Here is a 24,492-nt window from a genome sequence, read left to right as displayed (position 1 = left end):
ACAACCATACATTAGAATGGCAACTCCAATGTGTCATCTAACAAATGCATCTGTTTCTTAAATAACTGCTGAATCTGCTCTAAATTGTCCTTATCTTCCGCTTCAAAACGAGCAACGAGACAAGGAGTAGTATTCGAAGCACGTAATAACCCCCAACCTTTATCAAATTCAACACGTAATCCATCAATTGCAATAACGCGTGCCTGAGGAAATTCAGCCATTTCATTAAATCGTTTCATAAACTGGAACTTCTCATCATCCGCTATAGCAATTTTCAATTCAGGTGTATTGATACTATTGGGAATCGCTTCAAATTGCTCACTTACAGTCATATCCGATGCGCTAATGATTTCAAGTAAACGGCAGGCACTATACAGGGCATCATCAAATCCATACCAACGATCTTTGAAGAACAAATGGCCGCTCATTTCACCAGCCAAAGCCGCCTCTTCTTTTTTCATCACGTGTTTCACAATAGAATGACCTGTAGGACACATTTTGGGTATGCCACCCGCTTCTTTGATCACAGCCTCTAAATGACTGGAGCATTTAACATCAAAAACTACAGTAGCTCCGGGAAGACGAGTTAATAATTCGCGAACATAAAGCATCATCAAACGATCAGGCCAAATCATTTCACCGTTATTCGTAATTAAACCTAAGCGATCGGCATCACCATCAAAAGCTAAACCCAAATCTGCTTTATGGGCTGCTACTGCAGTTTTCAAATCAGCTAAATTAGCCTCAATGGTTGGATCGGGATGATGATTAGGAAAGTGACCATCTACATCACAATAAAGTGCAATAACATCACAACCCAGTTCGCGAAGCATTTGCGGTATAATCGGACCAGCAATCCCATTGCCACAATCAACTACCACTTTTAATGGACGTTTGATTTTTATATCACTTTTAATACGTTGCTCATATTTAGGTAATACATCAAATGCTGTATCTTTACCCTGGCCAACAACACGCTTGCCGTCAAGAACCAGTTGATACAAAATATCAATATCTTCTTGCATTAAAGTCTTACCCAACAAGACCATTTTAATGCCATTGTAATTTGCTGGGTTGTGGCTTCCTGTTACCATCAATCCACAATCAAGGCCTTGAGTATGAATTGCAAAATACATAACCGGCGTAGGAACCGCGCCTAAGTCAAATACATCGATTCCGCTGTCCAGTAACCCTTGTTTTAAGGCGGAAGCCATAGCAAAACTAGTGAGACGACCATCACGTGCCAAAAAAATTTGCTGGCGCTGCAAATCACGCAAATAACAGGCTAGAGCCAGTCCAATGCTATAAAAAGCATTTTCATCCAATTCCTGTCCAATAATGCCTCTGATATCATAAGCACGGAACACTGAACGAGTTACTTGCTTTTGCTGATATTTCATTTTAATTCCTCCCTGAACTTCCAAATCCACCGTCACCCCTGGAGGTTTCAGTAAATGCATCAACTATTTCAAAAGCAGCTTGCACAACCGGAACAAAAACTAATTGCGCAATACGCTCTCCGGGATTCACTGTGAAATGCTCAATTCCTCTATTCCAACAAGAAATTTTGAGTTCTCCTTGATAATCAGAATCAATGAGTCCAACTAAATTCCCTAAAACGATACCATTTTTATGTCCTAAACCTGAACGGGGTAAAATCACAGCCGCTAATTTTGGATCAGCAATATAAATTGACAATCCTGTCGGCAATAATACCGTTTCTTGCGGTGCAATTTGAATTGGCTCATTAATACAAACACGTAAGTCCAATCCGGCTGAACCGTGGGTTGCATACGTAGGCAGCGGAATAGTATTACCTATTCGAGAATCAAGAATTTTTAATTGAATCGCTTGGGTCATCATTTTTCCTATAAATATTAATGCGCATCATTTTGCAGAGTTGCAGCAATGATTGCAATAATTTGTCCTGCTAACCGTGTTTTATGGGTTAAGGGTAATTCGATTTGCTTGTTTTTTGTAATTACAGTAACTTGATTCACTTCACTGTCAAATCCAAGTCCTTTTCCTACTGAGTTTGCCACAATCATATCCAGTTTTTTACGCTGTAATTTTTCAGTGGCATAATGCACAACATCCGTGGTTTCAGCAGCAAATCCAACTACGCAAGAAGCCCTAGCTGAATCAGCAACACGACTGAGAATATCGGGATTTTTTATCAATTTAAGCGTCATTTCATCCTGATTTTTTTTCTTCATTTTCTCAGACGCAGGCGACTCAACCCGATAATCTGCAACAGCAGCTGTTCCTATAAATATACCATCTGTTGGCATTTCCTGCATAACTGCATCCAGCATTTCTTGTGCCGACTCAACGAGAATCCGCTTAATTTTCGCTGAAGCCTGTAACGCACTTGGTCCACTAATCAAAGTAACCTGCGCTCCTGCCATTGCAGCAGCTTCTGCTATGGCGTAGCCCATTTTTCCGGAACTGTAATTGCTGATATAACGAACTGGATCCATAGGCTCACGAGTAGGCCCTGCAGTCACAAGTACTTTTTTACCCGCCAATAACCGGTGGACATTATATAAACGTAAAGCACTCATGATTTGTTCCACTTCACTTACGCGTCCCAAACCTTGCTCACCACATGCTTGAGCCCCTTCTTCCGGACCAACAAGAATAACGCCTCTTTCTTGCAAAAGCTTAGCATTAGCCTGAGTTGCAGGATGCGCCCACATGCTGCGATTCATAGCAGGACAAATAATCACTGGCACTTCTGCAACAAGATATAAAGTAGAGAGCAAATCATCGGCAATACCTTGTGCTAATTTGGCAAGACAATTGGCTGAAGCAGGAGCAATAACCAAGTAATCAGCCCAACGTGCCAACTCAATATGTCCCATGGCGCGCTCTGCCTGAGCATCAAATAAATCAGTACGTACATCGTTTCCTGATAAAGCCTGCATCAACAAAGGACTAACAAACTCCTGGGCAGATTGCGTCATCACCACTTTTACCTCCGCACCGGCTCGAGTTAATTCCCGAATCAGGTACGCTGATTTATAGGCGGCAACCCCTCCACAAACCCCAAGCAATATTTTTTTCCCAATAAAATCTTGCATGACTCAACGTTTTTGATAAGAATAGCTCCGATCAAAGCATAAACTTCGCAATAAAGGAATAGAAAAATGACGTTTGTCCAATCAACACGGCAGTTAGATCTGCGTGAAAAACTGATCACATATGGTGCGCAAAGCCTTTCAGATGTTGAATTACTCGCAATTTTTATCAGTTCTGGCAATAGTAAGAAATCCTGTGTGCAATTAGCATTTGACCTGCTTAAACATTTGGGTGATTTACGTGGTGTCCTTAATGCCGATAAAGAGCGTTTCAAACAAGTATCTGGTTTGGGTGAGGTACGGTATACCCAGTTGCAAGCAATCAAGGAAATGTGTCGGCGCAGTGATTTTATACAATTAAAAAAAGAAACCCAAATCACAAACAGCAAACAAACCTATGCTTATTTAAAAAAACGTTTACGCGATTATAAAAATGAAACCGTTGCTGCTTTATTTCTTGATAACCAATATCGCGTTATTGCCTATGAAGAGCTTTTTTCAGGTACAATCAACACCGCAACAATTCATCCCAGACCCATCATAGAACGCGTTTTACAACTTAATGCAGCGGCACTCATTCTTGCCCACAATCACCCATCAGGCCTATCCGACGCTAGCCATCAGGATATCGTCGTAACTGAGCGCATCCGTGCAGCATTGGAGTTGGTTGACGTCCGTTTACTCGATCATATCGTGATCGGGGACAATGAAGTCTATTCCATTATTGCTGAAAGCAAATCACTATGCGGCACCTAATCACGATAATTCCCTGTATGCAGATGCAGAAACATCCCCATAGTCCTTAAGACTTACTGACATATAAATTATTTTATCGGTCATTTAATAATCACCTAAGGTGCATGTTTTATCATGTACGCCTATGAAGTAAATGTAATGAGAATAAGATGTCACAGATAAAAATTAACGCAGAACCACAAGATAAGAGTCTGCAAGAATACCAAGTAAGAATACAGAAGCGTATAAAACAATATAACCAATTATCAGCACCTACTGCACTGAATAATAAACAATTAATAGATGATTTGTATCTGTTCACGCAAATCTACCTTAAAAAAACCTGCACGAAAGATGCTGATAATTTTAAAGTCATTCACTTATTTCGACATGGAGAATGTACGAACACGGATAAAGGATATGGATTCAAACCAAATGCAAATATTAATCCAGCCGCCGATGCAAATATGAAGCATTTTGATTATTCAGTACTTTTGCGTAATCAAAAAGCTGATACTCACGTCGTATTTTCTACTATGACACGAGCTACAGTAACCGCAGCAAACTTTATTGCAGGCTTACGTGCTCATGGCAAAAAGGTAACCGCAAAATCCTCACGTGAAATAACAGAAATTGCCGAAGGGCCTTCCGGATTTGATATTATGGACTGGCGTGAATATGGCCCATTGCTTAATCCATTTTCTGATGTGAAGTTTTTTCATCGAGTTTTGCTTTTTTTCTCATTTATTCGTTACGCTATTCTCGGAAGCACGTTAGAAGACAATAAGAGTGCAAAACAAGAAGCATTGGATACCATCGGAGCACTTGATGAGACGTCACAACCCTCTGATGTAACTCATACAACAGACGCACAAAGAGAAAATGGGTTAGCAAAAGAAATAGTAGATGAAATAGATAATAATGACCCACGCGATATGATAGTCGTAGGACATGGTAATTCAATACGAGATACTTTAACGAAGTTTTTTCCAGATTATGAAAAGCACCACCGAGAAAATGATGAATTACGCTTTGCTGAAAGTCAGGATTTAATGGCATTTGATGTGAACGGGAAAAAAGAGCTGTTTATGCTGCCATTTAGGATCCAGGTAGATCAATATAAAGCTGGAAAAATGAATGTACGATATGTACCTTGTGCGGAGCTGACTCCAAACTATCAAGGCATTAAAGAAGAAATAGATGAAAGGGACTTGGAAATTGAAGCTTCGAAAAACAGCGAAACAGGTTCTCTAGTCGATCCAACTGTCGATCACTCATATGGAATATTTCGCTGGTATGGACTAACTACTTCTAGTAAGAAAAGAAGAACAACTCCGGAATTAGTAATAACAACTGAACCATATGAGTACGGCTCTTATCAGAATGAAGATGAATTAGACTTTGACCATAAATCATCTACAAAGCTTAGTAGCAGCGGAAGTTTTAACTAACTCAGGTATTTTTTCGGTTATTTGGAACAATATAAAAAGCTGATGTTGTTGCTCATTAGAAAATACTCTTTTGAAAATATGAGATTGGGATAAAACTATCGGTTCATTCCAATCTCTAATATAATTAGAGGAGCTCCAATCAATACCCCATCCTCATGATTAAAATTGCCTCGTCGCTGCTTTTTTCTTTTATCATCGGTACTGCGTTCGCTGCAACAGACTATTGCCAATTGGCATTAAACAATTTATATGCGGAAAAAAGTGATTTAATCTCTGTAATCAAAATCAATACCCGTAAAACATCACTGTATTCTTCTACTGTCGAAATAAGTAAAGATTGCCATAATTACGCCCCTTTATTTTCAGTTCAGAACCCTGATGTCATTAAAACCAAAGGAGGCTTGTGTGCCGTATTGCCTGCTGATGAAATAAAGCCTAATTTATGTTCTTTAAGCTTAACCCTTTGTGCTTCAGAAAAAGAGTGTCAACGTTTAATTATAAAATTAACCACAGAGAATAATCATTATACCAAAGCAAATCCTGCTTATTATGAAATGGACTTCAAGTAGCTAATAACTCAGCTTACACAGCGTGATCTATACATACAAACAACTGCCTAACAAGGAACACTGATACAAATCGCAATTATAGGGACAGGAAGCGTAGAAGGACATCCATGTGGGGACAAATTTCTTCTATTGCAATTTTATGAGCAAAATTTATATAATGCGGACAATTAATGTTTGCTGAGCTTATATATCATGACGTTTTCTAGTAAATTAAGAGCAGATTATGTTGAATTCATTAATGAGGAGTTAGACCGTATTCCTGTAATACGAATTGAAGAGTTTAATTTAATCGCTCAAGAATTACAAAAGCTCATTACTGCACCGTTTATTTTGGCGCTTAAAGGCTTTTTTAGCTGCACTCCAACAAAATCTACGCTTACTGAAGCAGCGCAAAATCAGCTTGATCATATTCATTATTGTTATCATACTCCTAAAGATTTTGTGAAAAATGCTAAGGATTATTCTGAATATCAACGGATTCTCGCAGAAAGAATCACTGCAAAAATAACTGAGTTTCAAACATTCACTGAGAAAGAAAAAAATGCTTATATTGCGTTTCAACAGGAACAACATATTACCAAAGCAGCCCCTACCACAGTTGATTTTTCTTCCGTAATTTAAATGCCATGAATGCAGCACATTAAGTGCTGCTTAATCACCTCTATTTTATTGTTAGAGTAAATGGTGTTGGTTGTGCATCGCTTTGCTTAGTATCAGTAAAAAATCTATTTTGTGACTCCAATTTATTTTCTTGCTTCGCCTGATACTGTACTAATGCATGAAAAGCCGTAGAAATAATCTCATCATTGGGCAACTTAGCCCCGCTCATAATATTGGCTGCTTGCTCAAGAGACATCCGTTTTTTGTAGTCAGGATTTAATAAACCTAAAATCACTTTTCTTACTGAAGGATGCATCTCCATTGTCGATAAAACTTCTTTATCAAATTTCTCTAATTTTCTGTCTAAATAGCTTACATAATTTTGGTACTGCGTGCCTTTTCCTGTGAAACTCGTTTTTTGTATTTCCCGCAATGGCATTTTTAATTCTTTCAATAACTCCGTTGGTTCAGGGGTAATAAAAGAAAGTAATGTGCATCCAAGCTCCCATTGATCAATACTTTGCTGAGATGCCTGGCTTCCTTTTCTAAATTCTTATTGTAATTTTTTATCATTTGGAAATTTTGCTTCTGGAGGAAGGATATCTGACTGCAATTTACTTGTAACTTGAACGGTGTCCTTACCATAAGCAATACCAGTACCAATATCAGATAAATAAATTCGTCCTTTACCATCAAATAAAATATTTTTTCCATGAATATCGCGATGATAGATACCGTTTTGATGCATTTCATTAACTGTTTTTACTAAGGAGTGTGTTATATGAAATAAAATGACTTTTGCGAATAAATCACTGGGATTAGGTGCTGATTTTTTACTGACCGCCTCCACACCTACATCGATTTCTTCATCACTACTTTCGAGCAGCTCCCCATCATGTTCTTCATCGCTGCTTTCTAACAGATCAGCATCATGTTCTTCGTCGCTACTTTCTAACAGGTCAGCATCATGTTCTTCGTCACTGCTTTCTAACAAATCCGCATCAGCTGTTTCACTTGCTTCCTCGCTACCAGCCTGCTTCTCATTGTGTTTTTCATCTTTGATAACAGACTCTCCTTCAATAGAGCTATTAAAGGATTCCAATTGTTGTATCAAATCGACAAATAACTCAGGTTTATTATTCATCCCAGACTCCAGAAGAGATTGAAGTTTCCTGAAATTCTCTCCATCTCTTAGATTCGCAATGGGCATAATCTGGAACATTACTGTTTTATCTTGGCTGTCAGTCGTGCTAAATGCATCTATTGCCCTCATCACCCCGCTGATGTTTTTCTCGCGTAAAATTTCATTAAATTGATCTTCTCGCGGCAAGGCTTGTGCATCAAAATTAGATTTTGTCATCTCAACAGGTGACTTTATTTTTTTAACCGCAAAAAACGTTCCTTCTTCATCACGTACTAACCGAACTTTCCCGAACTGTCCTGTACCTAATATTACTTTGCCTTTTAAACTTACCCCAAGCTGCTGTTGTAGAGCATTTGATTCCTCTTCATCTAGAGTACCCATCAATTGATATTGCTTTTTTCCATCTAGCGAAGTGATAACTGTGTGCTTATTTTTCGTAATTCTTTTATCATGGCGTTTCCAGTGTACTATTTCTTCTCTACCTTTCATAATTAACCTCGGCCTTCTTGCAATTTAGATCAAAAAATGAATTTTATGTTCAAAATATTATCAATTATTGGCTTTTATTGTCAATACTTGGGTTAACTCGATCTATAAATTTGTTTGATTTGCAAATAAAAGCAATCATTTTTAAATGAGTTGTCCAATGAGTTTAAATTTCTCTCAGGAAAGTTCAACACGATTTAAACGATAAAATAAAGATGACGCAGCATACAATGCTACGCCCGGGCAAAATCAAAAGACATAATTTTAGCAATTTCAGGTTGCTTTAAAGCTAAAGCCAAGAGCCGATCAATGCCTAAAGCGACACCACTGCATGCAGGCAAACCATGCTCTAAAGCCTGCAAAAGATAGTGATCTGCTTCCATGAAAGGAAAGCCTTTTTCGCTTCTTATTTTTTGGTCCTGAGCAAAACGTTTTGCTTGGGCAGCAGCATCGGTTAACTCATGAAAACCATTAGCCAACTCAACCCCTTGATAATAAACTTCAAAACGCTCTGCAACACCATTACTAATTTTTGCCAAAGAAGCTTGTGATTCCGGAAAATTATATACAGCCACTGGGGCGCTTTCCTTGCCCAGAAAAGGTTCTACAACATGACTCATCAATAAAAAAAGATACTGATCTCTATCTTCTTCTTGCGGAGGCAATACATTATCCAAATCATAACGCCGCAATATCTCACGAAATTGTGCTGTCGATGCGAACAATGGGTCGACAGCACATGCTTCAAGAAACGCTTGTTGATACGTTTTTTTGATCATCGGCTTAGACTGCATTACCCTTTGCAGAAAAAGATCCATTTCGTCCATTAAGGTATGATGATCAACATCCAGCTGGTACCATTCCAACAGAGTAAACTCTGGATTATGCCAACGCCCTAATTCATCATCGCGAAATACTCGTGCTATTTGGAAAATAGAACCGCTTCCTGCAGCAAGTAACCGCTTCATATGATATTCAGGGGAGGTCTGCAAGCAATAGGTTTCACCACGAAACGTAGCTTTAATATTACTTAGATAAACATCAGTCGTTCCATAGCGCCCCATAATTGGCGTTTCTACTTCCAAATAACCGCGTTCGGTGAAGAAAAAACGTATTTTTGCTAATAATTCGGCGCGTTGGCGTAAGAATTCGATCGGTGCTGAAGGGTGCCACATCAATAAAAAATTCCCAATTCAAGTCGTGCTGCTTCGGTCATTCTTTCTTGAGTCCAAGGCGGCTCCCAGACCAACTCTACAGAGCAATCACGAACACCTTCTACTTTGTTGACTGCTTGCTCTACTGTCCCTGGAAAAGTTTGTGCCACAGGGCAGCCAGGAGTAGTTAAGGTCATTTGAATTGCGACATGCGCATCATCATCAATCGAAACATTGTAAATTAAACCTAAATCATAAATGTTAACAGGAATCTCAGGGTCATAAATACCCTTAAGCGCATTAACGATGGCTTCTTCCAGTAATTCCTTATCCTGTTTTTTCTTAAAACCAAACATAAAGTACCTACGTTTTTCTGGGTAACTGTAGCCTGGGTGCAGCGAAGCGAAACCCGGGATCGGTGATGTCATTATTCCCGGGCTTCGCTTCGCTGCACCCGGGCTACGGTCTGATATTTCCCTTGGGACTTTTTCCCCAGTTCGCTAGCTTGAGCCAAAATGGCCTGATTTTTCGAGAACCGAAGCACAGCATACATGCAGTATGTGAGCATCGGATCGCAGAAAATCAGGACAGTTTGGCCAAGATAGTAGAAATGGAAACTGTCCTTATTCTGTTTTCACCACATTGCTGTCTTTATTCAATGCAGCTTCCAAAGTATGCCACGCCAAGGTAGCACATTTTACCCGTGCCGGATAAGCCTTTACTCCTGCAAGTACCGTCAACTTATCCATATAACGTAACTGACTTTCTTCATTTTGAGTCAACATATGATGAAAGCGATGAAACATTTCATGCGCTTCTTCTATAGTTTTCCCTTTGATCGAGTCAGTCATCAAAGAAGCGGATGCTTGGGATATAGCGCAACCACATCCCAGAAAACTTAACTCAACAATCACATCCCCTTCTATTTTGGCATACACCGTTAATTTATCCCCGCATAAAGGGTTAAAACCATTCGCTTGTGCCGTCGCATCTTTCATTTCATAATGATGACGCGGATTGCGATTGTGATCGATAATGATTTCTTGATAAAGTTCTCGCAATTCAGCACTCATGCAAATACCTCTTTAACCCGATGCAATGCGTGTATGCATGCATCAATTTCCTCTTTGGTGTTATAAAATGCCAGAGAAATACGTGAAGTAGCCGCAACATTATAAAAATCCATCAACGGCATGGCACAATGATGGCCGCTCCGTATTGCGATTCCTTCACTATCTAAAATAGTGCCAATATCATGAGCATGAATTGTTCCATGTACAAAAGCGACAACGGGAACTTTTTGTTTGGCGGTTCCAATAATATTAAATCCGCTCGCCCGAACTCCGGCCGTTGCATATTCTAACAACTCTTGTTCATAAACGATGATTGCTTCCATATCCAAAGATTCTAAATAATCTATAGCAGCGCCTAAGCCAATTGCGCCGGCAATATCAGGGGTACCGGCTTCAAATTTACTTGGCACTGCAGCGTACTCTGTTGCTTCAAAAGTAACGGAATTAATCATCTCGCCCCCTCCTTGATAAGGAGACATGGCATTCAGAAGCTCTTCTTTACCCCATAGCACACCAATACCTGTAGGGCCATATAACTTATGTCCGGAAAAAGCGTAAAAATCGCATCCTAAATCTTGCACATCTACAGAAAAATGAGGGACCGCTTGTGCGCCATCAACTAATACTTCGGCTCCATACTCATGCGCCATCTTAATCATTTCTTTAATGGGATTAATAGTGCCCAAAGCATTAGAAGCATGCGAAATTGCCACAAATTTAGTGTTCTTATTTAATTTCTTGGCAAACTCATCCAATAAAATTTCACCATCAAGTGAAATGGGCGCAACCTGCAGCTTGGCTCCGCTTTTTTTACAAACCATCTGCCAAGGAACAATATTGGAATGATGTTCCATATGCGTAATTAATATTTCTTCATCAGGTAAAATACGCGGTGCAACCAAGCTTTGTGCTACCAAATTAATCGCTTCAGTTGTTCCACGTACAAAAATGCACTCACGTGGTGAATTTGCATTGATAAAGCGCTTCACTTTGGAGCGGGCAGCTTCGTAACTTTCTGTTGCTCTGACGCTTAAAGTATGCACACCGCGATGTACATTCGAATTATCATGTTCATAATAATGAGAAATAGCCTCAATTACCGCTTTAGGTTTCTGTGCCGTTGCCGCATTATCAAAATAAATTAAATCAAAATCATTTACTTTTTGATTGAGTGTAGGGAAATCTCTACGAATTGCATGAATATCCAAGGCGTCCATTTCGCTTACCCCAACTGTTGTGTTAATAAATGCCCCATGTAGTCCGCTAATTGGCGATGGGGAATAAGCCGCAGATTATCACGAGCAAAAGCATGAATTAAATAATGCGATGCTTCAAGCCGACCAATCCCACGAGTTGCCAAATAAAACAAGGCTTCCTCATCCAATTGTCCAACCGTTGCACCATGAGAGCACAGTACATCATCAGCAAAAATTTCCAACTGCGGCTTGGTATCCACTTCTGCATTTGCTGAGAGTAATAGGTTTTTATTTTGTTGTTTGGCATCAGTATGCTGTGCATCTTTAGCAACAAATACCTTACCATTAAATACTGCACGCGAACGCCCAGTGAGAATTCCTTTATAATCCTGTTCACTACTGCAAGAAGGCACCAGATGCTGCACGGTGGTATGATGGTCCACATGTTGCCCTTCAGCAGGAGCATAAATCCCATTCATCAAAGAATGTGCTTTTTCTTCGTGCAAATACAAACTGATATCAGAACGAACCCATTGTCCGCCAAGGCTTAAAGAATGATTGGCAAATTCACTGCCTTCTGATTGTTTCACCGAAAGATGACCTATATGAAAAGCAGATTTACTTTCTCTTTGCAGGGTATAATGCGTTAATTTTGCACCAGCACCAACAACAATCTCGGTTACCGTATTCGTCAAATAGCAACAATCAGCCAAACCTTGATAATCTTCAATTATTACAGCCTGACTGTTTTCCTCAGCAACAATCAAATGTCGCAAATAAACTGCTTGATTCGTTTGTGTCTGCACATGAGTTAAGGCTATGGGTTCTTCAAGAACAATACCTGATGGAATATAAATCAACACACCACAGTGAATCATCGCTGTATTTAAATAATGAAAACCATGCTCTTGTTTTAAAACAGTTCCCAGATAAGGCTTAAGCAATTCTGGATGTTGTGTTAATGCAACAGCTAAAGGAAGAACTAATACCCCTTTAGGTAAGGTCTTGGCAAGCTGCTCCACACCCGAAATGAGTCCGTTGCGAATCAACATATACTGATTTATTGGTAAATCAGAGTTTATGTCATCCGTACAGGCCGCAGCTGCAGGTTCCTTGAGGTTATCTGCAGTATTAAAACGCATAAAAGGCTGATTTAATAATGCCTCGACACTGGTATATTTCCAATCTTCATCATGTCGCGTTGGAAATCCACGTCGATTCAAATCCATTAATGCCTTAGTTTGCAATTGGGCAAGCCAGGGCAAAGTAGATAGCCCCGCTTTTGCTCGTTGTTGGTAAAAATCCAAAATCTCGCTCATATCACTACACCGTTTCCTCAAGCCAGCTGTACCCTTTTTTCTCTAATTCAAGTGCTAATGATTTATCCCCAGACATAATAATACGACCATTTACCAGCACATGGATAAAATCTGGCTCAATATAATCAAGCAAGCGCTGATAATGCGTCACTAAAATAATGGAACGTTCTGGGGAACGCATTGCATTAACACCATGCGAAATAATACGTAGCGCATCAATATCCAAGCCTGAATCGGTTTCATCAAGAATAGCAAGCCTTGGTTCCAAAGCGGCCATCTGTAAAATTTCATTACGTTTTTTTTCTCCGCCCGAAAACCCTTCATTAATGCTGCGATAAAGAAAGCTTTCATCCATTTCCAGTAACTGGCATTTCTCCCGAATGAATGACAGGAATTCAATGGCATCCAGTGTATTTTTCCCCTGGCCTTTGCGTACTGCATTAACAGAAGCTTTAAGAAAGTTCACGTTCGTGACACCAGGTATTTCCACTGGATATTGAAACGACAAAAAAATACCGGCACGCGCTCTTTCTTCGGGAGACAATGGGGTCAAATCCTGTCCTAAATAATTTATTTCTCCACTAATCACTTGATAAGAAGGATGGCCAGCTAATACTTTAGACAGCGTACTTTTGCCTGAACCATTAGGTCCCATAATGGCATGAACTTCACCTGCATTTACCTGAAGATTAATGCCTTTTAAAATGGATTGGTCATTTATTTCAACATTTAAGTCTTTGATTTTTAACATATTAACCTACTGCCCCTTCTAAACTTAGACCTAGCAATTTAGTCGCTTCCACCGCAAATTCCATAGGCAATTCTTTTAATACCTGCTTACAAAAACCATTTACAATCATCGAAACAGCATCCTCTGTATCGATTCCTCTCTGTTGACAATAAAACAATTGCTCTTCACTGATCTTGGAAGTAGTTGCTTCATGTTCTACTTGTGCTGTAGGATTCTTGACCTCTATATAAGGAAAAGTATGTGCGGAACATTCAGAGCCCATAAGCATTGAGTCGCACTGAGTATAATTACGCGCATTCGTTGCTGTTGGTGCAATACGAACCAAACCGCGATAAGCATTATGTGCACGTCCAGCACTGATCCCTTTGGAAATAATCGTTGAACGCGTGTTTTTGCCAATATGGATCATTTTTGTGCCGGTATCAGCTTGTTGATAATTATTGGTTAAGGCAACTGAATAGAACTCTCCAACGGAATCATCTCCTTGTAAAATCACACTGGGATATTTCCAGGTAATTGCTGAGCCTGTTTCAATTTGCGTCCAGGAAATTTTGGAACGTTTGCCTCGGCAAGCGCCGCGTTTTGTCACAAAATTATAAATACCTCCTTTTCCTTCCTTATCCCCTGGATACCAGTTTTGCACCGTAGAATATTTAATTTGTGCCCCATCCATAGCAACCAATTCTACTACAGCAGCATGGAGTTGATTTTCATCACGCATGGGTGCGGTACAGCCTTCAAGATAAGAAACATAACTGTCCACATCAGCGATAATCAAAGTACGCTCAAATTGTCCTGTAGAGGCAGCATTAATTCGAAAATAAGTCGATAATTCCATCGGGCAACGCACCCCTTTGGGAACATACACAAAAGAACCATCACTAAATACAGCCGAATTCAAAGCAGCATAAAAATTATCACGATAAGGTACCACTGAGCCTAAATATTGCATGAGCAGCTCTGGATATTTATGTACTGCTTCAGAGATAGGACAAAAAATAACCCCTTTTTCAGCGAGTTTCGCTTTAAACGTAGTTGCCACGGAAACACTATCAAAAACAGCATCTACAGCAACGCCAGCCAGCATTTCTTGTTCTCTTAAAGGAATGCCCAGTTTCTCATAAGTTCTTAGTAACTCAGGATCAACCTCATCCAGACTCTTGGGCGCATCTTTTTTCTTTTTAGGCGCTGAATAATACGAAATAGCCTGATAATCCACAGGCGGATAATGCACGCTGGACCATTGAGGAGGTGACATGGTTAACCAATGCCTATAGGCTTTTAAACGCCATTCAAGCAAAAATTCTGGCTCACCTTTAATTGCTGACAAACGACGAATAACGTCCTCGTCCAGTCCAGGCTCAAAAGTATCTACTTCAATGTCGGTTGTAAACCCATGTTGATATTCTCTATCGAGCAGAGAATTAATTTGCTCACTGCTTTTAGCCACGATTAACTCCACTTGCCAATTGTAGAACTCGCTCCACATCATGTGCTTGCAAAGTTGGTTTAGCCAAAGTGGCTAAACTTACACTATCCAAAGCGGTTTCAATTGCTTGGCTAATTAATCGCCAATTACCCTGAATAGTGCAAACACCTTGTAATGAACAATCATTAGGTTGCAAACTGCACTCTGTGAAACCACGATGTTCTTCCAATGCAAAAATTATTTGCGACACAGAAATTTCAGTTGCAGGCCGTCGCAATCGATATCCTCCAGTCACTCCGCGTACTGAAGTTAACAAACCTGCACTGGTTAAACGTTTTAAAATTTTACTTACCGTAGGTACAGTCAGATGAGTATGTAATGCAATGTCACGAGCATTACATAATTCTTGCGCGTGCCTGGCGAGATAAACCATCACAACTGTTCCATAATCGGCCAACTTGCTGATGCGCAGCATAACACCTCAAAATCGAATAATCTAGTACTAAATAAGTCTTAATTTGAAACAAAACTCCCGCTTGATCAATTTTCTATCCATATTATAAATATAGTACCAAAATAGTTCTATATTTGGCAAACCCGAATAGTACCTTATTGTTCATAAGGGATGCAAATAAATTCAACAATAACAGCAACTCTATTGGATTTCTGTTCTCATTTTAACTTTGGTACAAGGAATACGTGTCATTCCTGTAGATGAGAGAGACCATCCTTAAGGCCCATTCTCTAGGTAAAGCATCGGCAATCCAGATCGTGACTTTGGCTAGCAGCACATTACCAGTTTAAAAACTTGACTCACTTGAACTATAAGCGATATATAACGTATCATCTTCTTTTAAACTTCGAGTGTTTGCAATAGAATTCATGCGTGAATCAGGACCTACTAGGAGCAAGACCATGACCGTTGCGCATTATCCAGCCTCATTGGTCAGCAGTCAACTTGTTGATTCGGGAACAATGCTTGTCCCGCAAGGTTACTATCGCTCCAAATTATTTATTGCTCCTTTTTCTACTAACGCTTTAGTTGCGGCAGCTGGCCCTCTTTTATCGCTGCTAGAACGACTCTGTCTTAGCCCTTCATTACCTGCTATTGAGGATATCAGAGACAATATTGAACATGAACTTCTTGCTTTTCAGAGCAAGATGGATGCATCGAAATATCCGGCAGACTTTGCTGCCATCGCGCATTATTTAATGGCAGCGACCATAGATGAAATCCTGGGTAAAAATTACATGCGTGTCTATCAAATTACTGCTGAATTTAAAGCCTTTACACCGCTCTCTAATGATAGTGCGCAACCACAACATCGTTTTTTTGAAATCCTTAATTACATAAAAGAACGGCCAAACCAATACCTTGACCTTATTGAATTGGTTTATTTTCTTCTGATCATTGGCTTTGAGGGTCATTACCATCTCAAACCTGACGGGCGACAGGTTTTGGATAACTATATTGAAGATCTTTATCAAATAATTCAGCAAAATCGTTTTAATCAACCACGCCGTTTGTTTAATGAAAACCCTATACCCAAAGTTGTTAAAAAAAATTATAAAGCAGTCATAATAACTTTGATTACGGCGGTTACTGTGGTAACACTTGCTTTTTTGACCAGCCAGTACTTATTGGAAAATAAAGCAAAAAATGTTTTATTTGGACATACCCAACTTGCTCTTCTGGATAGCTGATGGACAATTCTTTACGCGCATTATGTGATGCTATAAAAAAAATACTTTCACAATTAAAGCCACAAAGCAATCAGTTGTCTTTTATAGTGATTACCGGCAAAAATGCCCAAGGAAAGTCGGCCATATTAAAGCAAAGTAATATGGAAGAAATACCTGTTTTTAGCGAACAACATGCCAAAATATATTTTAATCAGAAAGGGATCATTATTGAACTTGGTGAAAATTGGCTTACCAACAGCAAAACCTTATTATTGACTACCCTGAAGCAATTAAATCGGTGCAATACATATCTAAAAATTACTGGTCTTGTTTTATGCATTGATGTAAACGACTTGCTTATCGCGGATCCAAGTCAGTTTGCAGAACAGAAAAAAGCGCATTTGCAACTGTTGGCACGATTTGGAACTAACCTGGGTTATTCCATTAATCTTGCGCTGATGTTTACCAAAATGGATACCCTTGCTGGATTCACCGAATTTTACCAATCAGAACATACAGCCGATTTATCGAAACCCTTAGGGTTTTCGCTTGATTGCAGAAATGAATTAAAGAAAAAAATAGAAGCATACTCATTACAATTCAATCAGCTGACCGAACAACTTGGCCAACAAGTAATTAACAAAATGCATCCTGCGCGTTCTACAATGAGGCGCAGTTTAATTCGAGAATTTCCTTTACAGGTAGCCAGCTTACGTGCTCCTATTCAAGCATTAATTCAGGGGATTTCGCCCAAACTTTTTAATTTACATTCCATTTATTTTAGTAGTGCAGAGCAAGGTGGCGTGAGTATTGACCGCCTCAATAAGAAAATTCAACACGAATATGCATTGGTAGTCCAAGATACATTTCCGCAAGCGACAAATTTCAGAGCCTATTTTGTTGAAGGGGCACTAAAAACCATTCAGGAACATTGCAGTCAAATTCCACAAGTCAGAAAGTTTTCGCAAAAACCCATTATTGCAATTACTGCAAGTATTGCTGGAATCAGCTTGCTGATCTTAAGCTACAACCATTATAAAACAGCTTATTTATTGGATGAAGCAAGTAAAGAATTACTTGCTTATGATGTCCTTAATAGTCAGAAAAATAAAGAAAAGCAGGCCCTTTATCATTTATCCAAGGCTGCAAAAACGATAAGCAATATTTCTAGTAATTCCTTGTCGCTACCCACAGTGCATCAATTAAAACATAATTTGCACCACAATGCTGAAAACCGCCTCCATGGCGAATTTTTACCCTCATTAATCAGCGAGCTAGAAGACGTAATCAATAATTCAGGGAACACCCCTATCGTTCGTTATAACGCCTTGAAAATTTATCTGATGCTGAGCCAACCAGAACATTTTTCAGCAATGCAAGTACATGATTGGTTTGCTGCTCAATGGAAAAAGCAACCTGAAAGTTCTTTAAACAAACAGTTGGCACTATTAAAACACTTATTAAGCAAACCACTCAAAAATATACCCGTAAAACCACAAGTAATTAGTGATGCCAGGAATTATTTAAACGCATTGCCCACCAGTTACCTCTATTACTCTATCGCAAAAGAGTTTTTACCTAATGCCAAACAAAAAATTGCAATTAATGGTTTTGTATTGGCTACTAACGAATTACCGAGTTACTTTACCCGCTCAGGTTTTAATGAAGTGATGCAAAAAATCCCTGATATTAGCCACAGTCTGCAAAAAGAAAACTGGGTTCTTGCACGCAATGATTTAAACCAATTACAGGAAATGATAACTCAGGCATATTGTTTTGATTATGTCACCTGGTGGCAAACGTTTATGCGCAAATCACAACCTTTGCATTATCAGGATTATCAAGCAGGCCGACAGGTAGTTAAAAATCTGGAACAATCTCATGCACTAAGCAAAATGATCAGCTTAATTCAACAGGAAACCAAGGCTGACTTGAGCAATAGCACATCACTATTCAATCAATCTATTGCCAATCAATTTACTGATTTAAACTTAATGAGCCTTTCCAGCACTAAAGAATTAAGTCTGAAAATCGTTGATTTGGAGCGCTTTATTTCTACTTTATCCATGATAAATGATGGAGGGAAAACCGCGTTTAATATTACTAAAACACGTTTTGCTAGTGACACTGCCTCGGATCCAGTAAGTTTGCTTTATAATCAAGCACGACAATTACCCGAACCTCTAAGCACCTGGACAAAACAATTAGCAAGCGACACGTGGGGAATTCTGATCAAAGACAGTCGTCAGTACATCAACCAACAATGGCAACAAACCGTTTATAGAGAATTCCAAACCACTATTGCCAGACGCTATCCTTTTGATGCATCACAACAAGAAGAAATTGCAATAAACGATTTCAATCATTTCTTTTCTACCCATGGTGCATTAAATTCATTTACTGAAAACTATGTCAAACCATTTTTGGATATTTCCAATGCAGAATGGAAGCCTAAAGCAGTAAATGACTCCGTGTTACCTATCGCATCGGAAACATTAGATGCGCTGATACGTGCGAATATTATTACCAATATGTTTTTCCCTGACCATGGTGAAGAAAGTAAAATTGATTTTAGCCTGCAAAAAATTAGCCTTGATCCTGTAGTTGCAAACCTGGAGCTTCAGATTGGCAGCACAAAACTAACTGATAATCAAAGCACTGACTCTGTTACTCGTTTTACCTGGCCTCAATCCCACGCCAAACTTGCTCTTAATTCAATTGAGGGTAATCACTATGAACTCGCAGAACAAGGCATCTGGGCTTTATTTAAACTGCTCGAAAAAGTGAATGTTCTCGTTGATGAACAAGACAGTTCCAGCTTGCAAATTCTCTTTGAAATCAACAGCAACTCGGGACGCTACCTGTTAAAAACAAATAATCAGGTTAATCCATTTACTCCAGGAATTCTAAATGGATTTACATTGAATGAATCTATAGTTTAATTCTTAAAACCAGAGCTTAGCTAAAATTTTAATCATAAAGAGACAGATTCATCCGAATTCATATATACTTATCAACTCTATTTAAAAGAAGGTCTCATACTATGCGTACGTTTATTTCTTGTTTACTTATTGCCTTACTAAGCTTTGGACTGCTCGTTAACGAAGCCTCTGCTAAACGCTTTGGTGCCGGCAGAAGTTTTGGCATACAGCGCTCCCAAAGTGCCTTGTTTTCACCAAAGAAGGTACAGAAATCAAGTATTCTTGGACAAAGCACAAAAAATCCCAGCAGATGGGGGGGATTACTTAGTGGCTTATTAATTGGCGGCTTGCTTACCAGTTTATTTATGGGCCATGGTTTTGCCAATGGGATCTTGTCCTGGTTAATTGTTGGTGCAATTCTCTTTTTTGTTATTGGCTTTTTCCGTAAAAGAATGCAGCCAGGTTTTCAATCAGGACAAGGACAAACCAATCCTTTTAACCAAAATCCTTTTAATCATTTTACCCAATCATTTAACAGCAGTTCAGAGAGCAGCTCCGGCAATAACTTTGCTCAATACCCTGAAGGTTTTGTACCTGAAAGCTTTTTACGTGAAGCTAAAGTGACATTCAACCGTTTACAAGCTGCTTATGACCAAAAAAACCTTCAAGATTTAAGTGAATTCACAGCACCCGAAGTATTTGCAGAAATCAAAATGCAATTAGAAGAGCGTGGAAATGCATCGAATAAAACCGAAGTCATCACTTTAGACGCTAAGTTGCTTGATGTTTCAAAACAATCTAATTCACTCATTGCAAGCGTTCACTTCACTGGTTCCATAAAAGAAGATGATGAACCTATTAGCCAACTTGATGAAATTTGGCATTTCCGTCAATTCCCTAACAGCACTCAATGGGTTGTCGGCGGTATTCAGCAAGAAGTATTTCAACCTTAATCAAAGAGTTAACCTGGGTTTTCCTTAAGGAAACCTAGGTCACATCATGACGCATTTGGGCAATACAATCGATAAAGCTGGGCCTAACAGCCCAGCCTATGCGGAGCCGTGGCAAGAAGTAAGTATGGAAGGCGAGGGGCGATTGGCTACTTAGATGTATTCCACATCAATTATTTCATATTCCACCATACCCCCTGGTGTATTTACGGTGACTGTATCATCTAATTCCTTGCCAATTAAAGCACGGCCAATAGGAGAACTGTAGGAGATTTTATTCTGCTTAATGTCGGCCTCATCTTCACCGACAATTTTGTAGGTTACCTTTGCGTCTGTTGCAATATGGCATACTGTAACGGTACAACCAAAGACTACCTTGCCGTTATTAGGCAATTTGCTGATATCAATAATTTGGGCATGGGATAATTTTGCCTCCAGTTCTTGAATACGCCCCTCATTAAAGCTCTGCTGTTCTCGGGCTGCATGATATTCGGCATTTTCTTTCAAATCGCCATGTGCCCTAGCTGTCGCAATCGCTTCAACAATACGAGGCCTATCAATAAATTTTAAACGCTGTAATTCTGAATTAAGTGCTTCCGCACCTTCAACTGTCATAGGGTGTTTGCTCATATCTACCTCAAAAAATAATTCCCTGGTAATTTATTTTTTAATCTCATTCGCTCCTCAGGAGAAAATGAGATCATTAAATTTAGCGATAAGTGTAACTTGGATGCAGTGTGTTTGTTAATGTAAATCCTGCAAACGCGTTACAGTTTCTCTATCCTCATATTTCATGGCCAAACAAGCAGCCTCAGCACCTGATAAGGTTGTAGTATAGCTAACCTTATGTTGTAATGCATTGCGTCTAATTGCAAAAGAATCAGCGATCGCTTGCTTGCCCTCAGTTGTATTCACAATAAAATCAATTTCGTTATTTTTAATAAAATCTAAAACATGTGGTCTGCCTTCATTCACCTTAAATACGCGGCGACAATCAACCCCCGCTGCTTGTAAAGCCAAAGCTGTGCCACGTGTTGCAATGATTTCAAAACCTAATTCAATCAATCGCTTGGCAATTTCACCTACTCGCGTTTTATCGGCATCTCTAACGGAAACAAACGCACGACGACGCTTGGGTATGTTAGAACCTGCTCCCAATTGTGCTTTAGCATAAGCTTGTCCAAAACGTCTGGCAATACCCATTACTTCCCCTGTAGATTTCATTTCAGGGCCAAGAATAGAGTCTACCCCAGAAAATTTGATAAAAGGGAAAACAGGAAGCTTAATTGAATAAAAGGATGGCATGTGGTGATTTTGACTTAAACCTTGTTCTTTTAAGCTAACACCCAGCTTGCAAAGAGCTGCAATTTTGGCCAAAGGTAATCCTGTTGCTTTGGAAACAAAAGGAACCGTCCGTGAAGCTCTTGGGTTTACCTCCAGAACATAAATGTCATCCGCTTGAATAGCAAACTGCGCATTAATCAAACCCACTACCCCTAAATTCAATGCCATTTGACGCATTTGCTCCATTAAATCCTGTTGTACCACAACACTAAGACTAAATGGGGGTAAAGTACAGGCTGAATCCCCTGAATGAATACCAGCCTGTTCTATGTGCTCCATTACCGCACCAATTAACACTTCTTTGCCATCACAAACTGCGTCAATATCTACTTCAATTGCATCATTTAAAAATTTATCCAACAATACGGGAGAATCATTGGATACAGCAACTGCATGCGATAAATAATGGCGCAAATCATCTTCTTGATAAACCACTTCCATAGCGCGCCCCCCAAGAACATAGGAAGGTCTTACTACTAACGGATAACCGATCTTATTTGCCAAAGCAATGGCTTCTGCCTCACTACGCACAGTACCATTATCAGGTTGATGTAATTTCAATTCAGTGACTAATTTTTGAAACCGATCCCTGTCTTCTGCCCTATCAATTGCATCAGGGGATGTCCCAATTATTTTGACTCCGTTTGCTTCTAATGCCCGTGCTAACTTTAAAGGGGTTTGCCCACCGTAATGGACAATAACTCCCTCCGGTTTTTCTACATCTACAATACCTAAAACATCTTCTAGAGTCACAGGTTCAAAATACAAACGATCGGAGGTATCAAAATCGGTAGACACTGTTTCAGGGTTACAATTAACCATAATAGTCTGGCACCCTGCTTTCCTAAGAGCCATGGCTGCATGCACACAACAATAATCAAATTCAATTCCCTGACCAATTCGATTAGGGCCACCGCCGAGAATCATAATTTTTTTCTTATCAGAATCAGGGCGAGCCTCGCAACTGGTTTCATAACACGAATACATATACGCGGTATCGCTGGGGAATTCACCAGCACAGGAATCAATCCGTTTGTAAACCGGAACAATCCCCAGTTCTTTTCGTTGCTTACGTACTTCCTCTTCAGTACACGACCATATTCTAGCCAAATAAGCATCGGCAAAACCACGTCGCTTCAGCAGGCGTAAAGTAAGTGCATCGATATCTGCCAATTTCTTCCCGGTCACAGAACGCTCCAGAGCGACCAGTTCCTCGACTTGTGCCAAAAACCAGGGATCAACACGACTTTCCTGATGAATTTCTTCAAGGGTCATCTCATTTCTAAACGCATCAGCGATATACCAAAGCCTATCAGGAGTTGGTGCTCGCAAATGGCCTCTTAAACGCGCTAAATCGCTTTTCTTGAATAAGGGATGCAAACCACAACGCCCTATCTCTAAACCTCGTATTGCTTTTTGTAAGGACTCCTGAAAATTGGATCCAATTGCCATCACCTCACCAACTGACTTCATTTGCGTCGTCAGGGTATCTGAAGTTTGTGGGAATTTATCGAAATTAAATCGTGGCACTTTAGTGACTACATAATCAATGCTTGGCTCAAACGAAGCCGGCGTCTTACCCCCAGTAATTTCATTCTTTAACTCATCAAGCGTGTAACCAACAGCCAGTTTTGCAGCAACTTTTGCAATAGGAAAACCAGTTGCCTTGGAGGCCAAAGCAGAGCTTCGAGAAACCCTGGGGTTCATTTCAACCACAAGCATTCGCCCATCTTCTGGATTAACAGCAAATTGTACGTTTGAACCTCCTGTATCAACCCCTACAGCACGTAACACTTTAATGGCGGCATCTCGCATGCGTTGATATTCTTTATCAGTGAGTGTTTGTGCAGGAGCTACAGTAATTGAATCGCCAGTATGAACGCCCATAGGATCAAAGTTTTCAATGGTACAGACAATAATGCAATTATCATTTTTATCGCGTACTACTTCCATTTCGAATTCTTTCCAACCGAGTACTGATTCATCAATCAATAACTCATGAGTTGGCGATAGCTCTAATCCACGCATACAAATTTCTTCAAATTCTTCACGGTTATAAGCAATACCACCGCCGCTGCCTCCCATAGTAAAGGAGGGACGAATAATTGCCGGATAACCCAATTGTGCTTGAACCTGGATTGCTTCTTCCATGCTATGGGCAATCGCCGAACGCGGCATATCCAAGCCAATTTTAATCATTAATTGACGAAATTTTTCTCTATCTTCAGCACGATCAATCGCTTCTCGTGTTGCGCCGATCATTTCAACATGATACTTTGCTAAAACTCCCTCACGTACTAAATCCAGAGCGCAGTTAAGCGCCGTCTGCCCGCCCATAGTAGGCAAAAGCGCGTCCGGGCGTTCAATTTCAATGATACGTGCTACTTCTTTCCAGGATACCGGCTCAACATAAGTCGCATCTGCGAGTTCTGGATCCGTCATGATGGTAGCTGGATTGGAGTTGACCAAGATAACCCGATAACCTTCCTCCTTTAAGGCACGTACTGCTTGGGTTCCAGAGTAATCAAATTCACAAGCTTGTCCTATTACAATAGGGCCTGCTCCAAGGATAAGAATGGATTTAATATCGGTTCGTTTTGGCATATC

The 24,492-nt window shown here is 39.8% G+C and carries 22 protein-coding genes; 7 read left to right on the top strand and 15 right to left on the bottom strand.

Annotated features, from left to right (window positions below):
• Nucleotides 1-11: 11 nt before the first annotated feature.
• Genes DY223_RS02035 through coaBC form a run of 3 tightly spaced genes read right to left on the bottom strand, consistent with a single transcriptional unit; the run spans nucleotide 12 to nucleotide 3,083 of the window.
• Complete coding sequence (locus DY223_RS02035) at nucleotides 12-1,400, bottom strand: phosphomannomutase/phosphoglucomutase (RefSeq protein ID WP_058458084.1); 1,389 nt, start codon at nucleotides 1,398-1,400, stop codon at nucleotides 12-14.
• Nucleotide 1,401: 1 nt separating this feature from the next.
• Nucleotides 1,402-1,860, bottom strand: a complete 459-nt coding sequence (dut, locus tag DY223_RS02030; RefSeq protein WP_058458083.1) for a dUTP diphosphatase — start codon at nucleotides 1,858-1,860, stop codon at nucleotides 1,402-1,404.
• A gap of 17 nt (nucleotides 1,861-1,877) precedes the next feature.
• Entirely contained in the window at nucleotides 1,878-3,083 is a 1,206-nt protein-coding gene (gene coaBC, locus DY223_RS02025; RefSeq protein ID WP_058458082.1) for a bifunctional phosphopantothenoylcysteine decarboxylase/phosphopantothenate--cysteine ligase CoaBC, read from the bottom strand.
• Between the two features lie 66 nt (nucleotides 3,084-3,149).
• On the opposite strand from coaBC, the gene radC reads away from it, so the two are divergent.
• The 4 genes from radC (at nucleotide 3,150) to DY223_RS02005 (ending at nucleotide 6,456) form a co-directional block, all read left to right on the top strand.
• Nucleotides 3,150-3,836 (top strand): RadC family protein, encoded by a 687-nt coding sequence (gene radC, locus DY223_RS02020; RefSeq protein WP_058458081.1) that lies wholly within the window; start codon nucleotides 3,150-3,152, stop codon nucleotides 3,834-3,836.
• Nucleotides 3,837-3,985: 149 nt separating this feature from the next.
• Entirely contained in the window at nucleotides 3,986-5,266 is a 1,281-nt protein-coding gene (locus DY223_RS02015; RefSeq protein ID WP_058458080.1) for a hypothetical protein, read from the top strand.
• A 155-nt stretch (nucleotides 5,267-5,421) separates the two neighbouring features.
• The gene (locus DY223_RS02010; protein WP_058458079.1) at nucleotides 5,422-5,835 is read left to right on the top strand and encodes a hypothetical protein; all 414 of its coding nucleotides are present in this window, start codon (nucleotides 5,422-5,424) and stop codon (nucleotides 5,833-5,835) included.
• Nucleotides 5,836-6,027: 192 nt separating this feature from the next.
• Nucleotides 6,028-6,456 carry a hypothetical protein gene (locus DY223_RS02005; RefSeq protein ID WP_058458078.1) on the top strand — a complete coding sequence of 143 codons (429 nt, stop codon included), beginning with the start codon at nucleotides 6,028-6,030 and terminating at the stop codon, nucleotides 6,454-6,456.
• Between the two features lie 40 nt (nucleotides 6,457-6,496).
• Here the strand turns inward: DY223_RS02005 and DY223_RS02000 are convergent, their stop codons facing one another.
• From DY223_RS02000 to DY223_RS01955, 10 genes are all read right to left on the bottom strand, one after another.
• Complete coding sequence (locus DY223_RS02000) at nucleotides 6,497-6,889, bottom strand: hypothetical protein (RefSeq protein WP_131744459.1); 393 nt, start codon at nucleotides 6,887-6,889, stop codon at nucleotides 6,497-6,499.
• A 99-nt stretch (nucleotides 6,890-6,988) separates the two neighbouring features.
• Nucleotides 6,989-8,068 (bottom strand): protein kinase domain-containing protein, encoded by a 1,080-nt coding sequence (locus tag DY223_RS01995; RefSeq protein WP_058458076.1) that lies wholly within the window; start codon nucleotides 8,066-8,068, stop codon nucleotides 6,989-6,991.
• A gap of 230 nt (nucleotides 8,069-8,298) precedes the next feature.
• Complete coding sequence (epmA, locus tag DY223_RS01990; RefSeq protein WP_058458075.1) at nucleotides 8,299-9,240, bottom strand: elongation factor P--(R)-beta-lysine ligase; 942 nt, start codon at nucleotides 9,238-9,240, stop codon at nucleotides 8,299-8,301.
• Complete coding sequence (locus DY223_RS01985; RefSeq protein ID WP_058458074.1) at nucleotides 9,240-9,575, bottom strand: SUF system Fe-S cluster assembly protein; 336 nt, start codon at nucleotides 9,573-9,575, stop codon at nucleotides 9,240-9,242. The genes epmA and DY223_RS01985 overlap by 1 nt, the downstream gene beginning before the upstream one ends.
• Before the next feature lie 267 nt (nucleotides 9,576-9,842).
• Entirely contained in the window at nucleotides 9,843-10,292 is a 450-nt protein-coding gene (gene sufU / locus DY223_RS01980; RefSeq protein ID WP_058458073.1) for a Fe-S cluster assembly sulfur transfer protein SufU, read from the bottom strand.
• A complete protein-coding gene (locus tag DY223_RS01975) occupies nucleotides 10,289-11,509 on the bottom strand; it encodes a cysteine desulfurase (RefSeq protein ID WP_058458072.1) in 1,221 nt (406 codons plus the stop codon). Before DY223_RS01975 ends, sufU begins: the two co-directional genes overlap by 4 nt.
• A gap of 5 nt (nucleotides 11,510-11,514) precedes the next feature.
• The gene (sufD, locus tag DY223_RS01970) at nucleotides 11,515-12,807 is read right to left on the bottom strand and encodes a Fe-S cluster assembly protein SufD (RefSeq protein ID WP_058458071.1); all 1,293 of its coding nucleotides are present in this window, start codon (nucleotides 12,805-12,807) and stop codon (nucleotides 11,515-11,517) included.
• 4 nt (nucleotides 12,808-12,811) lie between these two features.
• Nucleotides 12,812-13,558, bottom strand: a complete 747-nt coding sequence (gene sufC, locus DY223_RS01965) for a Fe-S cluster assembly ATPase SufC (RefSeq protein WP_058458070.1) — start codon at nucleotides 13,556-13,558, stop codon at nucleotides 12,812-12,814.
• Nucleotide 13,559: 1 nt separating this feature from the next.
• Nucleotides 13,560-15,008, bottom strand: a complete 1,449-nt coding sequence (sufB, locus tag DY223_RS01960) for a Fe-S cluster assembly protein SufB (protein ID WP_058458069.1) — start codon at nucleotides 15,006-15,008, stop codon at nucleotides 13,560-13,562.
• Nucleotides 15,001-15,462 (bottom strand): SUF system Fe-S cluster assembly regulator, encoded by a 462-nt coding sequence (locus tag DY223_RS01955; RefSeq protein ID WP_058458068.1) that lies wholly within the window; start codon nucleotides 15,460-15,462, stop codon nucleotides 15,001-15,003. Before DY223_RS01955 ends, sufB begins: the two co-directional genes overlap by 8 nt.
• A gap of 440 nt (nucleotides 15,463-15,902) precedes the next feature.
• Here DY223_RS01955 and icmH point away from each other — a divergent pair, with 440 nt between their 5' ends.
• The 3 genes from icmH (at nucleotide 15,903) to DY223_RS01940 (ending at nucleotide 20,544) form a co-directional block, all read left to right on the top strand.
• Nucleotides 15,903-16,691: a type IVB secretion system protein IcmH/DotU gene (gene icmH / locus DY223_RS01950; RefSeq protein ID WP_058458067.1), complete on the top strand. Its 789-nt coding sequence runs from the start codon at nucleotides 15,903-15,905 to the stop codon at nucleotides 16,689-16,691.
• The gene (gene icmF, locus DY223_RS01945; protein WP_058458066.1) at nucleotides 16,691-19,612 is read left to right on the top strand and encodes a type IVB secretion system protein IcmF; all 2,922 of its coding nucleotides are present in this window, start codon (nucleotides 16,691-16,693) and stop codon (nucleotides 19,610-19,612) included. The genes icmH and icmF overlap by 1 nt, the downstream gene beginning before the upstream one ends.
• A gap of 101 nt (nucleotides 19,613-19,713) precedes the next feature.
• The gene (locus DY223_RS01940) at nucleotides 19,714-20,544 is read left to right on the top strand and encodes a Tim44 domain-containing protein (protein WP_058458065.1); all 831 of its coding nucleotides are present in this window, start codon (nucleotides 19,714-19,716) and stop codon (nucleotides 20,542-20,544) included.
• A gap of 150 nt (nucleotides 20,545-20,694) precedes the next feature.
• Here the strand turns inward: DY223_RS01940 and greA are convergent, their stop codons facing one another.
• Both greA and carB read right to left on the bottom strand, forming a co-directional pair.
• Nucleotides 20,695-21,171 (bottom strand): transcription elongation factor GreA, encoded by a 477-nt coding sequence (gene greA / locus DY223_RS01935; RefSeq protein WP_058458064.1) that lies wholly within the window; start codon nucleotides 21,169-21,171, stop codon nucleotides 20,695-20,697.
• A 114-nt stretch (nucleotides 21,172-21,285) separates the two neighbouring features.
• Nucleotides 21,286-24,489: a carbamoyl-phosphate synthase large subunit gene (gene carB, locus DY223_RS01930; protein WP_058458063.1), complete on the bottom strand. Its 3,204-nt coding sequence runs from the start codon at nucleotides 24,487-24,489 to the stop codon at nucleotides 21,286-21,288.
• Between the last annotated feature and the right edge of the window lie 3 nt (nucleotides 24,490-24,492).

The organism is Legionella bozemanae (genome assembly GCF_900450575.1).
Taxonomy (GTDB): domain Bacteria; phylum Pseudomonadota; class Gammaproteobacteria; order Legionellales; family Legionellaceae; genus Legionella; species Legionella bozemanae.
Note: the sequence above shows the minus strand (reverse complement) of the source record. Positions and strands in the feature narration are given on the sequence as shown.